We start from the raw sequence: 14627 nt of genomic DNA, 5'->3' as shown, positions 1-14627 counted from the left end.
CGTATGGAAAAAGAACTTTTATATCCCGTCATGAATCAATACCGGTTTGATCAAAAACTGGATGGTTTATGGGATTTTCAATTTGATGAGGCGGCTCAAGGGGATGCCCAAGGGTGGCCCGAAAACGGGTTATCAGCGGCAATTCAAATGCCGGTGCCCGCTAGCTTCAACGATTTCTTTACAGATAAAGCATCTCGCGAGTATACCGGAGACTTCTGGTATGCCAAGCGCGTCTTTGTCCCGAGTACGTTGAAGGGCCGGACCATTGCATTACGGTTCGGTGCCGCCACGCACCGGGCAGTCGTGTACGTTAATGGTCAGGAAATTCGCCGGCACGAAGGTGGGTTTCTCCCGTTTACGGCGGATATCACAGCGGAAGTTAAGTTTGACCAGGAGAACCTAGTGGTCGTTAAACTGAACAACGAACTGCATCGGGATGCTTTACCGGCCGGGGATACGACGGTATTGAAAAACGGTAAAAAGATGGCGAAACCCTTCTTTGATTTTTACAATTATTCGGGGTTGAACCGTAGTGTGCACCTACTGGCGTTGCCGCAAGACCGGGTCACGGACTACACCGTAACGACCAGTTTAGTTGGACAAACGGCTCACGTGGCTTATCGAGTTACCACCAGCCAAGCCACGGCTCAAGTCACCGTGACATTGCAAGACGTCGACGGGACCGTTGTGGCCACGGGACATGGTCGCCAAGGTGACTTAGTGGTTGACCAGCCCCATCTGTGGAACGTGCGGGCGGCGTATCTTTATACGCTACATATTCAGTTGACGACGGCTGATCAAGTGGTCGATGAGTACCATGATCAAATTGGGTTGCGGACCGTTAAGATTGAGGGCCACCAGATTCTGGTTAATGGCAAGCCGGTCTACCTGAAGGGGTTTGGCCGTCACGAAGACAGCATTTATGCTGGACGGGCCTTTGACCTGAACGTTGAAAAGCGTGACTTCGAACTGATGAAGTGGATGGGGGCTAATTCTTTCCGGACCTCGCATTACCCATACGATGAAGAGGTCTATCGCTTTGCTGACCGAGAAGGGTTCTTGATCATTGATGAAGTGCCAGCGGTTGGCTTCAAGATGGCCGCAGCTAGCTTCCTGGGTGGCTTGGATCAATCCTTCTTCGATGGAGATTGGACGACAGCCCTTTACCAGAAGCACCTCGATCAAATTACCGATATGATTCACCGGGATAAGAACCATCCTAGTGTCTTGGCATGGAGTCTGTTGAATGAACCTGATACGTCGTCAAAGTCGGCAGTGCCGTACTTTGAAAAGTTGTTCCATGATACTAAAGATTTGGATCCCGACCAGCGGCCGCGGACCTTCACGTTGAACGAAGATGATACGTTTGAGACGTCGTATTGCAAGCAGTTCCCTGACTTCTACTTACTGAACCGGTACCCAGGCTGGTACCATAAGTGGGGTTATGAGATTTCGGACGGTGAAGCAGGCCTGCGCGCTGAACTGGACCAGTGGCAAGCTTCCGATATTGATAAACCCGTGGTCTTCTCCGAATTTGGGGCGGATACTGAACCTGGTTTACACAAATTACCATCGGTTATGTGGAGTGAAGAGTACCAGATTGAACTGTTACAAATGTTCGACCGGGTCTTTGATTCCTACGACTTTATCCGGGGGGAACAACCTTGGAACTTGGCCGATTTCCAAACGGTCGAAGGCAACATGCGGGTCAACGGCAACAAGAAGGGCCTGTTCACACGGGATCGGCAACCGAAAGCGGCGGCTTTCTACCTGCGGCAACGGTGGCATCAGATTCATAATGATTTTAAAAATTAGGATTGGGGCTTAGTTGGAGTTTGTGAAGACTGTGATACGTCCTGGTCATAACTGACTAAACAGGCCCCGTCCCATCAAATGCTGATGAGGCGGGGCCTGTTGTTGAAAGTTTCGGTGTTAGAGGCTACTATCTCGATGAATAATCTGGGTGCTAATGACGACAGATTCCGGAACCTTATGGGGATTTTTGAGTTGTTCGCGGAGTAATTCAAATGCGCGCTCACCCATGATTTCGGTGTGCACATGAGCAGTTGTCAACGCAGGATAAGCGTATTTTGCAATCGCGACATCGTTGAAGCTGACGATGCTGACCCGGTCAGGCACCGTAATCTCACATTCCTTTAAAGCGTTGAGCGCACCGATGGCCATAGAGTCACTTCCGATGATAAAAGCGTGGGGAAGCTGGTCTTGTAATTGGTCGATAGCTTGCAACATGAGCGAGTGACCAGAGTCGGGACCATACGTGCCGGCGTAAAGAAAGTCGGGATTGAAGAGCCCTTCGTGAGTCATTCGGGTACGGTAAGTCGTTGCCCGGGGATCGTAAATGGCTTGGTGTTCGGTCTGGGTTTTTTCCTGACCAGCCAGCAATCCAATATCTTGAATTCCTAATTCCAGAAAATGTGTGATCATCCAGTTGATAGGCGTTAAGAAGTCGCTTTGTACGCTATCGAAGCCGTACAGCAGATAATTTTGACCGATGAATACCAATGGTCGTTTTAAGGCGGCTAACTGGTCAATCTCGGAGGCGTCGTATTTACCTACGGCGATGATTCCGGTGTAACCACTTAGGTCAATGTTTTGCAGGTTGTTAAAGGAAATCGTATCGATAGAAACGCCACTAGTTTGGGCTTTTGTTTCGATACCGTACTGAATCTGGTAGTAGTAGAGGTCGTTGAGCTCTTCTTTATCGGAGTGCCATTGAATGATGGCGACCTTGTCCCCGGATTGTTTAACCTTTTTAGTGCGTTTCTTGTATTGAAGCTTCTCAGCGACCTCGAGGACTTTTCGCCGGGTTGGTTCACTGACGGCTAACGTTTGGTCATAGTTCAGAATTCGTGACACGGTAGACGCAGAAACGCCGGCGTGTTGGGCCACGTCTTTAATGGTTGTCATACAACGCCTCCCCCAATCTAAAAATGAATTAGCGTTCATTTACAGGACGCCTTGTCATCATTATAGCGTATATTTGCAAAAGTTTTAGTAAAATTGTCCGTAATAGTCATAAGATTTACTATGGGAGTGAAACTCAAATGGTCAAGACAACAGAAATTACTATCGATGGGCAGCTGTTGGATACGGCGGCTCAGGACGCCAATACGTTTAAAGGATTTGGCTACCTGAGTTGTAACAATTCGTCGCGGTTGTTGCTGGATTACAAGTGGGAGCATCCTGAGAGTTACCAACAAATCCTCCAAATCTTATTTGGGGGTCCGCACCCACTAATTACGATGATCAAGGTTGAATTGGGTGACGATGCCAATACCTCGTCAGGTACAGAACCCGCAACGAAACGTTCGGCCACGGAACCAGCCAACGTGTTGCGTGGTGCCGGTTATCAGTTAATTGCGGATGCCAAGAAGATAAATCCTAAGTTGAAGACCTGTTTGTTACGGTGGGGAGAACCAGGTTACTTGCGTCCCTTGTGGCAAGCAGTTAAGAGCGCCGACCCGGACCAAAAGGTACCCGTAACGGCCTATGAACCGATGTATCAACTTTATAAACAAACTGTCGTAGCAGCCTACCAACAGTTCGGATACCTCTTTGATTATATTGACCCCGACCGTAACGAGACCAAACATCCGATGTACCGGTGGATTAAATGGTTTAGTGACCGCGTGCAAGGCGACCAGGATTTTCCCCAGGATTTTCCGGTAACCCGCTATCAACGTCTCAAAATCATTGCGGCGGACCAAAATTACGAAACGGATTTTGGGGATGCTATGTTGGCGGATGCTGACCTCTTAGAGCGGGTCGCGGCCGTGGGTTATCACTACAATACAGATGATGGCCCCCAGCATCCGTACACCCAATTGGCAGATCATAAGCACCGTGAAGTGTGGTACAGCGAAGGAATTGCGCCGATGACCTTTGGCCAATATCGAGTTCGAGCTACGTCTGGTGACGGTATTGGCGGCAAGCAAAGTGGGTTGGATGTGGCGAACCGGTTAATTAAGAGCTACGTCAACTCACGACGGAGCCTGTATATCTTTCAACCGGCCGTTTCAGCGTATTATCCTGGCGTCAATTACAGCCATAAAGAATTGATTACGGCGAATCATCCGTGGTCCGGGTACTACGAGGTGGATAATGTGGGACTTCAGATTCTGCGTCATTTCACGGACTTTGCTCATGCCGGTTGGGCGAGTGACCAGGCTTGGCGTTATCTGACCAGTGCTTGTGGTAGTGGCGTTGGTGGTACGGAAAACTTGGACACGCACACGGAAGCCCCAAGTTATCTAACTCTGATGGCACCGAGTAAAAAAGATTATTCAATTATTATGGTCAATGACAGTTCAGTTTCCCGCCAGTATCAAGTTACCGTTAAACATTTACCGGGTGCGCCGCAAAGCTTGGGGGTGTGGCAATCCAGTGGACCAACTAGTCCTGCCGAAGCTTACGATACCAACTTAAAAGCCTGTCTGGGGCGCTTGACTATTCAGGACGGTCAAGTCACCATAACGATAGCGCCTCACGCAATTTTAACGGCGACAACGCTCGATTTAGCAACGGATTCTACCGTACAATACACGCGGCAAATGGCTACCCAACCTAATGAAGTGTTGATGGCTAATCACGAGAACTTTTACCAGGATGATTTTGCCTATGCGCAACGTTACCAGACAGAACGGGGAGGAACGCCACGGTACACCACGGACCAGGGTGGTGCCTTCGAAGTTCAAGTACAAGCTGGACACGGCGTTTTGCGACAAAAGATTAGTGAACAGGAGCGAGCGTTAGACTGGGAACAGTCGTACGCGCCGAATCTAACGCTGGGGGATGACCGGTGGCACGACTACATGGTCGTAGTCACGATGGCTTTTGACACACAGTTACAGCAAAATTCACCGGATGGCAATTACTTTGGTATCGGTCTTTACCAGCTTACCGATGTTAAGGGGCGGTTGGAAAGTGCGCCGTATGTCTTTAAACTGTCAGTTGATGGCAGTTGTCGGCTCATCATAGAAGATCAGGTTGTGGAGTTAGGTAACGTACCCGAATTTGACGCGACCACGGCCCATGTGGTCAGTTTTGGGGTGATTGGTAATCAGTTAACAGCTCAGGTTGACCATCAGGTGATCTTAACAACAGTCGTCACGGATAACCCACATTATAGCGGACGGGTCAAACTGGGGAGCGGCTATTATCACACCATCATCAGCCAAATCAGTGTACGGCGAACTAATTTAGTTGGCGGCGTTCAGTATCAACGGCTGGATGATCTAGATACCCAGATCAATTACCGGGGCAATTGGACCCATCGTTGCGGGTTAGGCAATACCATTTGGAACCGGACACTTTCGACTGGCTCGGCTGGCACGACAACGCAGGTCAGCTTTGATTTTACTGGTACGGGATTTGCCTTGTATGGTCGCCAAGAAACGCTTAGTCACCTTAGTCTGGAAGTTGACGGCCAGGTGCTTAGGCCCGATGTTATTCCCCAGACTGCAACGGATAAAAGTGAAAATATCACGTTGTTTGGACTGACACCCACTACTCATCACGTGGTGGTTACGGTGACGGCAGGCCACTATACATTAGACGCCGTTGGCTGCTATCGTTAATTAAATAGTGCAATCAAAAAACGACTCACGGCAAAGAAACTTTTGTCGTGAGTCGTTTCAGGATTTTAAGACGCCTTAACCGTCCGGGCCAAATCGGGTTGCCGGCGGAGTTGCCGCGCGACAACGAGGGAAGCGATCAACAACAGTAGGCAGACCAAGAAACCGGCCTCGATGCCGTAACGGCCGTCACCAGGCGTGCGGTCGTTGACCACGGCGACCACCGCGATGATAATCGCCGTCCCAAAGGAGGCTGCAACCTGGCGAATCGTGTTGAACGTTGCCACACCATCGGGCACCATATCATAGGGCAACAGGCCCAATGCGTGGGTCTGAATGGGGATCAGCATGGTGACTAACCCCAACTGGCGGACCGCCTGGAAGACGGCCAGGACCCAGGCCGAACTTTCGGTACCGACGAAGGCTTGCATCAGCGTGCCGACACAGTCGATACACAGGCCAGTAAAGACCAATTTCCGGACCGAGATGCGGTCATAAAGCCGGCCACTCAGTCGGGACAGGGTTCCAGTCAACAAGGCGCCAGGCAGGATGACCAGCCCGGAGACCAGGGCGCTACGGTGTTGAATCGTTTGGATCAATAACGGTAACAGAATGGTATTACCATACATGGTGGCGACAATCAGCATGTTGACCACTGTGGCCACCACGAACTGCTGGTGGTTAAAGACGTGCAGGTTGATCAGAGGATCAGTACTGTGTCGTTGGGTGAGGTAAAAAATACCCGTAAAGATAGCGCCGACCACGACCAGACCGCCAACCTGCCAGGACAGAAAGTTGGCCGTAGAGATGTTAGACAAGCCCATCAGGACCGCCCAGAGCCCCAGACTGATGATAATCAACCCGCGTAAGTCAAACTGCGGGGCTTCATTATGGGGAATCTTGGGCAGAATGATGATTGAAGCAATCAAGGTCGCCACGATGAACGGTAGAATGATGATGAACAGGTATCGCCAGGACAAGTAGTCCAGAATGACTCCGGACACGGTGGGCCCGATAATGGGGGAGAAATTGAAGGCTAGTCCAATAATCCCCATGATGGCGCCCTTCTTTTCGGGCTTAGCGTAACGAATCGCCAGCACGTTGACTAAGGGCATCATCATCCCGGCGCCCATAGCTTGAATCATCCGGGCGAAGATGACCAGGATGAACTGGTGGCAGAGTGCGCCGAGCAAGGTACCCAGCAAGAAGATGGTGGTCGCCAATATGTAGAGGTTTCGAAACATGAAGCGTTTGATCAGGTAGGCACTCACCGGAATCATCAAAGCGTTGACCAGCATATAACCGTTGGTCACCCATTGCACCCGGGCTTCCCCGACGTGAAACGCGGTCATTAACTGGGGCAGTCCCGTGTTAATCAAAGTGGAACACAGAATCCCAAAGAAGGTTCCAAAGACCATGACAATTAATGATCGGGAGATCCTTTTATTCGTCATTAAAAAATTATCCTTTCAAAATTATTGTTCGGCAAAAATCATTACAAGGTTCCATTATAGAGGTTTTTCCGTCAAGTGGAGCAGTGAATTTCTCGCGGGGGACTTCTAATTGCGTCGGTCGGACAAGTTCAGTATACTGTAACCTAACCCAGTAAATTTTTGGCTGACTAAAAAGCGGTCTTGTGGGTATGAGAGAAGAAAGAGATGGAGAAATTTGAAAGAGACAACGGTTGGGTTGAACCGATCGCTGGGGCTGTGGTCGGCTCTGGCGCTCGTGATTGGGACCGTCATCGGCTCCGGGATATTTTTCAAGCAGGCTTCGGTCCTGCAGATGACGGGTTCCACAAATTTAGCGTTACTGGCGTGGCTCTTAGGCGGGCTGATCACGCTCGCTGACGGGCTGACGCTGTCTGAAATCGGGGCTCAGATTCCCCATACCGGGGGGCTGTACCAATACATGGCCCACATCTACGGTGAGTTTTGGGGCTTCATGTCTGGTTGGATGCAAGTTATTGTCTATGCGCCATCAATTGTCGGCTCGATTGCCGGGTACTTAGGGCTACTCATGGTCAACTTTTTCGGCATCAGTTCGGTCTGGAAAGCGCCGATTGCAATTCTGACCATCGTGTTGATTGCCATCCTCAACATGTTAGAGAATCGTTACGGTGCGGCGTTTGCGATTGTGACCACGATTTGCAAACTCCTGCCGATTGCCGTGATCGTGTTGTTCGGCTTGTTTTTCGGCCACGAGAGCGCCTTTGGCGAAACGATTACCACGGTTCATCAGAGCATGGGTAACTTTGGGGTCGCCGTGCTGGGGACTATTTTCGCTTATGACGGCTGGATCCTCATCACCAATTTGGGTGGTGAGATCAAGCGGCCGGAAAAGTTGTTGCCGTTGGCGATTATTTTAGGCATTGCCATCATTATCGTCCTGTATCTGGGCGTCACCTACGGCATCTTCCGCTCAATGAGTGCCACGCGCATCAACGAGCTGGGTGAAAACGCCACGGCATACTTTGCCACCAGTGCCTTTGGGGTCTGGGGCGGTCGGCTGATTAATATTGGCATTATGATATCCATCATTGGGGCACTTAATGGAAAAATCATGACTTTTCCGCGGATCTACTACGCGATGGCGGCTAAGCACCAATTGCCGTTTGCCAAGCACCTCAGTCGATTGAGTCCGAAAACGCACACGCCAGTCGTAGCTATCGTGACGTTATTGGTCCTGACGGCGGCGATGATTCTGACCATCGATACGGACCGCTTATCGGAGCTGTGTATCTTCGTGATGTACAGCTTCTACATTGCGGCATTTATCGGTGTGTTCATCCTGCGGCGCCGACACGGGGGCAAGCCTAAAGGATTCCGCACGCCGGGTTATCCCGTGGTGCCCATCTTAGCGATTTTAGGTACGGGCTTCGTGGTCGTCAGCGAATTGTTCTCCGACTTTGCCGGGGCAGCGGTCTCGATGTTGGTGATTGCTTTAGGGATTCCGCTGTACTATTACTTACGCCACAAGTATGGCGATAGCGACGATACCGATGTGATTTAGAGACAATCAAAAAGGCGGTGCCCATTGCGGACACCGCCTTTTTTTGCGCTCAATTAGATTAGGTTTTTAGTACCAGTGGTGATGTTGCCAGAACTTCTTCGCCTTGGTCCAGGTGCCATAACGGCCAGACACGTACTTGTTAGCCGTCTTTTCCTGGTTAGCCGGAGAATAATTTCCGTGCAAGTAAGACTTCAAAAGTTGGTACCGACCGTAACATTTTCCGTTCTTAGCGGTGTAACTATAGCCGGATTCACGGTAGGCAATCCACTTCTTAGCGGCCTTTTGTTTCTTAGACAATGACGCGTTGATCTTCTTGATCTTTTTCTTTTGCTTAGCCGATAATTTAGACGCTTGGGCCGTCACCGTAGCGGGGACTCCCAGACTAGTTGAGACGTCTGAGACCATCCCAAAGGAAAAACTAAATAGTAAAAAGAATGTAGCCAGTTTAAGTTTGAATTTCGACATTTTCGATAACTCCTAATCTATGTGCGTTCCGATTTGTTGCTTAATTACTCGTAGCATAACCGATGAATGTTGCAGTTGTGTTAAGGAGTTATTACCAGGGCGTTAAACTGGTATCACAAACGAAAGCGCATCCGAGCCGTGAAACCAGTGTTTAGGAGGCTTTCCAAGAAAATTAAATCGCTTAATGAATTACCCTAACCGCAATGTACCGGGGGTTACCGTCTCCAGGCAATTAATCGTGAGAAATAGTACAAAGTCGCGGGGTTTCCAATAAAATCGAAGACTGTGGGCCCCATAAGTGGCACAACCTTAAGTCAGTGGCGTAACCAACCGGAGAAGGCGGATTGGAGAAAACTAGGGGGTTAACTGGTCACAAACCATAGCAGTTTCACTGAATCCAAACAAAAACCGGGTCCGACTTCTCAAAATTGAGAAATCGGACCCGGTTTAATTTAGAAGAGACCATCATGGTCTAATCCGTTAAAGGTTGAGGTTAGGCTTAGAGAGCCCAAGCACTCATCCCTTGTGCGTTGTACAGGCTAACGGCTGCATCAACTTGTTCGCTGACGGAACCACTAGAGATGTGCATGTTTTGGAACAAGCCGTAAGCACCACTAGAACTGTTCCGAACAGATGGTTGCCAGTTGGATTCACGTTGGATGATAGTGTTCCAAGTAGAAGCAGAAACACCGGTCCGTGAAGACATTTGGCTTAAGACGTAGCTCTTCAAGTTGCTACCAGTGTAGCTTGAGTTGCTGCTAGAGCTGTTGGAGCTAGAGCTGTTGGAACTGTTGGAAGAAGAAGCGTTGGACGTGGATTGCGTCGACGTCGTGTTTGCTTGGTTGCTGTAGTTGTTGTTGCTGCTGTAGTTGCTGGACGTGTTTGCTTGGCTACTGTTGTTAGACGAAGCTTGGTTGCTGTAAGTCGAGGATTGCGTTGACTTAGCAGGCGTCGTGTAAGTGGTTTGCGTCTTAGTCGTTGACGTGCCATCCGTAATCGTTAAGTGTTGACCTGGTAAGATCAAGTGGTTTTGGATGTGGTTAGCCGTTTCAATGGCGTTGATAGTCGTGTTGTACTTTTGGGAGATTGCCCAAACAGAGTCGCCAGACTTAACCGTGTAAGTCGTGGAAGCATCAGCGTTGACAGAGCCGGCGAAGAACAAACCAACGGCCGCTGCGGTTGTTGCGAAAAATGTTGTAACAAATTTATTCAAAATATACACTCCTATTTTTTTAATACTACGTGTGCGTGACATGACTTGATTAATTGTGTTGGCTAACTTAATCAATGACTCAGAGTTTACCGGCTCAGTGTTACCTGACAGTATCACTGACATTAAGAACAGACGGCAAGACGTTGCAGAAAAACACAATTTTGTAATATTTGTCATCTTAATGTTCCCGTTTAAAAAACAAATAAAACGGTTAATCAGATGGGCCAGTAGCTAAACAGGCGTTTTTGAAAATTGTAAAGATTATTAAACTTGTTACCGAAATTTGGGTGTTGGCAATAAAAATCGTGCGAATTTTTACGCCTAATCACGCCAAAAAAGAGAAAAAATAACCGCAAAATTCCCTTGACGCCGAAAAAATTCGCAAAATTCAACTGAAAAAAGCAACTTTTAAGACCGGTTGCCATTAGTTGTGGGTCCTCAGTACTCTAACCAGCGGGTAAAGGAAGCCGTTGGTAAGGGGCGGGTAACTGGAAACTACTATAGTGAAGGTGGTCAAGTTGGGGAGATGTCCCAGGTTAGTCCAGGATGTCATGACGAGACCGTGAGGGTTGCCGACGATAGGGGCACGTGATCCTGTCCGAGGGCGGCACGTCGTCATGAGAGGGGGACGACCAAGATGCGCAGATGGATTTATGCGGTGATTTTAGGACTCAGTGGCCTCTTATTAGGGGCTTTTTTAGCGGGGCCGTTATCAGCTCAAGCCGCGGTCGCAGTGGCAGGACTCCAACCCAGTGAAGCCAATATCACGACCTCGACGGGATAACCGGTGACCAATGGCACGGCCTTTAATAAGTGGGAAAATTACGAAGTGAGTTATCATTGGTCGCTTCCAGACGACGTTTCGATTGCTAACCAGACGACCAGCGTGACGCTTCCGACGGGGTTGGTCGCCGCGGATGACACCACGGTGCCCTTAACGAATCAGACGGGGCAAATCATCGGTCAATTTACAATTAAGGTCGGGGCGACCACGGGAACCTTGAACTTTACGGCGGCCGCTGAAGATGCGGTGGACCGCAAGGGGACCTTGACGCTCTTCACCAAGGGGACCACGGACAACGAAACGACGGATAATAATTGGACTGTCAATAAGATCGGTTGGATCGCCAATAAAGATGATGCGGGCAACCCAACGACTCTCTTATGGAACGTGGCATTTAATGCGGGCAGTGAGAATCTGGGGAGAATCACGATTACGGACGCCTTGGGACCAAATCAGACTTACGTGCCGGGAAGTGTGACGGCAGCGACCGGTGCGTATGACGCTGCGGGGAGCTTCGTGGCCGACGGGGGACATTTGACGCCGACGGTCACGCAAAAAGGCCAAACGCTGACTTTTGCCTTTAGTGGGGTCACCACGGCGGTCGACATGACCTATCAAAGTGTGCCGCGGGTGAGTCCGGGGAGTCAGACCTGGACCAATACGGCGAGCGCCAATGGTCAGACCGTCACGGCCAGTATCCCGTTTGGAGGTAACGGTAGTGGCACGGGCACCTATGGCGGCGTGGTTTTGAACAAGACCGGGACTGACGGCGTAGCTTTGCCCGGAGCGGAGTTTGAAGTTTTGCAAAGTGATGGGGCCGTGGTGGAAGCCGGATTGACCACGGATGCTAACGGCCAGATCAGTCTCAAAAAGTTGCACGCTGGTGATTACGTTCTGGTCGAAACCAAGGCGCCCACTGGCTATAGCTTGAAGCCAATTGCCATTCCGTTTACGATCACGGCAGGGGCTACGGCCATCGAGCAGCTCTATGAAAATGATCAGGCCGCAGCCACCCCGCCGGCTGAAACACCCGTCGCGGCGGGGACCGTGGCCTTGACTAAGACAACGAGTACTGGACAAGTCCTGAGCGGAGCCGTTTATGAGTTGCAGAATGCCCTCACGGGGGCGGTCCTGCAAACGGGACTGACCACAGATGCCGCTGGGAAGCTAACGGTCACTGATTTAGCAGCGGGGGATTATACGTTAACGGAAGTCCAAGCACCGGTGGGTTACCACCGCAACCCCACGCCGGTGAGCTTCACCGTACCGGCCACGGCGTCCGGTAGTATTCAAGTCGCGCAACAAGACGTGGCTAACCCACCGGTAAACGGGGGTGCTGGCGTGACGCCGGCGCCAGCGACCCCACCAGAAAACGGTCTAGTAACCAATCCGCCCCTTCCTGGCACTAGTCCAGAAAGCACGCCGCCACAAGTTGAAACGTTGCCGCAACCCCCGGCAACGGGGATGCCGAGTTATCCCGGCATTAGTGATGGGACTGACCAGACCCCGGTGGTCACGGGACCACAAGCCAATCATCCCGGGGAGGCTGGACTTAGTTGGCATCCGGGCATGGGCGGTCTGCCAGGTCAACCTACGCCATCAGGTCATGGTGCCCCCGCTGGGCATTTAGATAATCCTCCGGTAACAGCGCCAGGGGCGACGAATGGGATCGGCGCCAGCCTGCCGGCAAACGGTGTCTCCGCCACGGGGCCCATTGGAAATGATATGGGCAATGAAATAGTCAATGGGTCGTCAACGCCGCCGACCACTAGTTCCACGCCCGTGGCGCTTAAGTTGCCCCAAACAGCTGACCAACCAGAGCGAGACTTAAGCCGCGTAGGCTTGAGCTTACTCTTGGGGAGCTTACTTAGTTGGTGGTGGCGTCGGCGATTTGTTTAAGTGGAAGCTGAGAGTTTGTTTGACGTCCGGGCACAACTACCGAACGCCTTTTTGGTCTGAAATAAAATGACACTATTATATAGAAGAAACGGGTTCAAAATGAAGGGAAAGTTCAGGGATTTTACCCGGGGATGAATGATGTTAGCCATTCACCAGGTGAATAAAAATCAGCTGAGTAAAAAATCGTGCATAGGCGGTTTGATTTGTCGTCCAGAGAGGTGGTTTTGCTTGTTCAGCATGTGAAAATAAGTTGGGGCAACGCGTTTTTCTCGGGAGCTACCGGGAACTTTTTCAGAAAACTTCGGGGTCACCCAAAGGCCGGCGAATGGGGCAAGTCAACCAACAAGACGGCGGGATTTTCGCCGTTAGCCATTGTTTTGCATGAAAAATTGCTTTATAGTGGAATTGTGAAGAATTTACTAAAAGGGAGATGTGTGGTATGGCAATTACCATTTCGGCTTTGAAAGAAGCGCCAGGTGAAAACCGAGTCGCTTTGTCACCGGACGTTGTCGGTAAGCTCGTCAAACAAGACTACCAAGTCTTCATTGAAAAGGGCGCTGGCGACCGTGCGTTCTATCAGGATACCGTGTATACGGATGCTGGGGCCCAGGTGGTTGACCGGAACACTGCAATTGAAAAGGCGTCGCTGATTGCGACGGTTGGTCAGCCCGGGGCAGACGTCGTGGATCACATGCAGGCAGGACAAGCGTTATTGGGACTTTTGGCACCGCTTACAGATTTGGAGTTCGTCAAGAAGCTGGCAGCTAAGAAGATCAACGCACTGGCGTTCGAACTCCTCCCGCGGACGGTTTCTCGAGCCCAAACGATGGATGTGTTGAGTTCGCAATCTAGTGTCGCTGGCTATAAGGCGGCGTTGCTGGCCGCGGATCGCTTCAGTCGGTACTTACCGATGATGATTACGGCTGCGGGGACTGCCAAGCCGGCTAAAGTCTTGGTCTTAGGGACCGGGGTTGCCGGACTCCAAGCCATCGGGACCGCCAATCGGTTAGGCGCGATGGTCTCTGGTTATGATATTCGGCCTGCGTCTCGGGGTGAAGTGGAATCCCTGGGGGCTAAGTTCTTGACCACGTCCGTTTCAGCCACCGGTGAAGGCGGTTACGCGCGGGTATTGACTAAGGAAGAAACGGCCAAGCAACAGGCGGAACTGGCTGGATTCATCGCGGAAAATGATGTCATCATCACTACCGCTCAAGTTCCGGGTCGCCGACCACCATTGTTGGTCACCCAAGAGTCCGTAGACCAGGCCAAGGCCGGGACTATCTTTATCGACCTGGCGGCTAGTGCCTTAGGGGGCAACGTCGCCGGGTCTAAGGAAGGCGAGACGGTGACCACCAAGAACGGCGCACAGATCATTGCTGCCGGTGACATGGCCAGTCAGTTACCCGCTTCGGCGTCGGACATGTTCGCCAAGAACGTGCAGGCCGTCATCACCGATATCACCAAAGATGGCGAGTTGACTTTCGACGTGGACGATGAAGTGGTGGGCGAATTATTAGCCACCTACCAAGGTGAATTCATCAGTAGTCGGGTTCGTTCCGCCATGAAGTTACCGGACCGCCACCCCGCTGAACCAGCAGCGGATGAGACGGCGGCGACCACGGATGCCACGGAAGCAACCAAGACTAAAGGAGCTGATTAG

Annotated in this window: 10 protein-coding genes; 6 read left to right on the top strand and 4 right to left on the bottom strand. The window is 50.9% G+C overall.

Translation table 11 applies throughout. The features are described from left to right. Window positions 1-3 precede the first annotated feature (3 nt). Window positions 4-1815 (top strand): beta-glucuronidase, encoded by a 1812-nt coding sequence (gene uidA, locus H3M12_RS00950; RefSeq protein ID WP_182150795.1) that lies wholly within the window; start codon window positions 4-6, stop codon window positions 1813-1815. A 117-nt stretch (window positions 1816-1932) separates the two neighbouring features. Here uidA and H3M12_RS00945 read toward each other — a convergent pair whose 3' ends face one another. After that, window positions 1933-2928 (bottom strand): LacI family DNA-binding transcriptional regulator, encoded by a 996-nt coding sequence (locus tag H3M12_RS00945; RefSeq protein WP_129032449.1) that lies wholly within the window; start codon window positions 2926-2928, stop codon window positions 1933-1935. Window positions 2929-3065: 137 nt separating this feature from the next. Here H3M12_RS00945 and H3M12_RS00940 point away from each other — a divergent pair, with 137 nt between their 5' ends. Beyond that, window positions 3066-5597: a glycoside hydrolase family 30 protein gene (locus H3M12_RS00940; RefSeq protein WP_182150794.1), complete on the top strand. Its 2532-nt coding sequence runs from the start codon at window positions 3066-3068 to the stop codon at window positions 5595-5597. Window positions 5598-5662: 65 nt separating this feature from the next. Here the strand turns inward: H3M12_RS00940 and H3M12_RS00935 are convergent, their stop codons facing one another. After that, window positions 5663-7048, bottom strand: coding sequence for a DHA2 family efflux MFS transporter permease subunit (locus H3M12_RS00935; protein ID WP_129032451.1), 1386 nt, complete (start codon window positions 7046-7048; stop codon window positions 5663-5665). A gap of 214 nt (window positions 7049-7262) precedes the next feature. Here H3M12_RS00935 and H3M12_RS00930 point away from each other — a divergent pair, with 214 nt between their 5' ends. Continuing rightward, window positions 7263-8606, top strand: a complete 1344-nt coding sequence (locus tag H3M12_RS00930) for an APC family permease (protein ID WP_129032452.1) — start codon at window positions 7263-7265, stop codon at window positions 8604-8606. Between the two features lie 66 nt (window positions 8607-8672). Here the strand turns inward: H3M12_RS00930 and H3M12_RS00925 are convergent, their stop codons facing one another. Together H3M12_RS00925 and H3M12_RS00920 are read right to left on the bottom strand one after the other, a co-directional pair. Beyond that, window positions 8673-9071 carry an aggregation-promoting factor C-terminal-like domain-containing protein gene (locus H3M12_RS00925; protein WP_129032453.1) on the bottom strand — a complete coding sequence of 133 codons (399 nt, stop codon included), beginning with the start codon at window positions 9069-9071 and terminating at the stop codon, window positions 8673-8675. Window positions 9072-9570: 499 nt separating this feature from the next. Beyond that, the gene (locus H3M12_RS00920; RefSeq protein WP_182150793.1) at window positions 9571-10284 is read right to left on the bottom strand and encodes a LysM peptidoglycan-binding domain-containing protein; all 714 of its coding nucleotides are present in this window, start codon (window positions 10282-10284) and stop codon (window positions 9571-9573) included. Window positions 10285-10921: 637 nt separating this feature from the next. On the opposite strand from H3M12_RS00920, the gene H3M12_RS00915 reads away from it, so the two are divergent. The 3 genes from H3M12_RS00915 to H3M12_RS00905 all read left to right on the top strand — a co-directional run bounded on the left by H3M12_RS00915 (window position 10922) and on the right by H3M12_RS00905 (window position 14627). After that, window positions 10922-11068, top strand: a complete 147-nt coding sequence (locus H3M12_RS00915; RefSeq protein ID WP_170954965.1) for a hypothetical protein — start codon at window positions 10922-10924, stop codon at window positions 11066-11068. Window positions 11069-11113: 45 nt separating this feature from the next. Continuing rightward, on the top strand, window positions 11114-12967 hold the full coding sequence (locus H3M12_RS00910) for an MSCRAMM family protein (RefSeq protein WP_182150792.1): 1854 nt from the start codon (window positions 11114-11116) through the stop codon (window positions 12965-12967). Window positions 12968-13406: 439 nt separating this feature from the next. Continuing rightward, window positions 13407-14627 (top strand): NAD(P) transhydrogenase subunit alpha, encoded by a 1221-nt coding sequence (locus tag H3M12_RS00905; protein ID WP_182150791.1) that lies wholly within the window; start codon window positions 13407-13409, stop codon window positions 14625-14627.

The organism is Levilactobacillus suantsaii, assembly GCF_014069315.1.
Taxonomy (GTDB): domain Bacteria; phylum Bacillota; class Bacilli; order Lactobacillales; family Lactobacillaceae; genus Levilactobacillus; species Levilactobacillus suantsaii.
The sequence above is the reverse complement of the archived record's forward strand: the minus strand, read 5'-3'. Positions and strand labels throughout refer to the sequence as shown.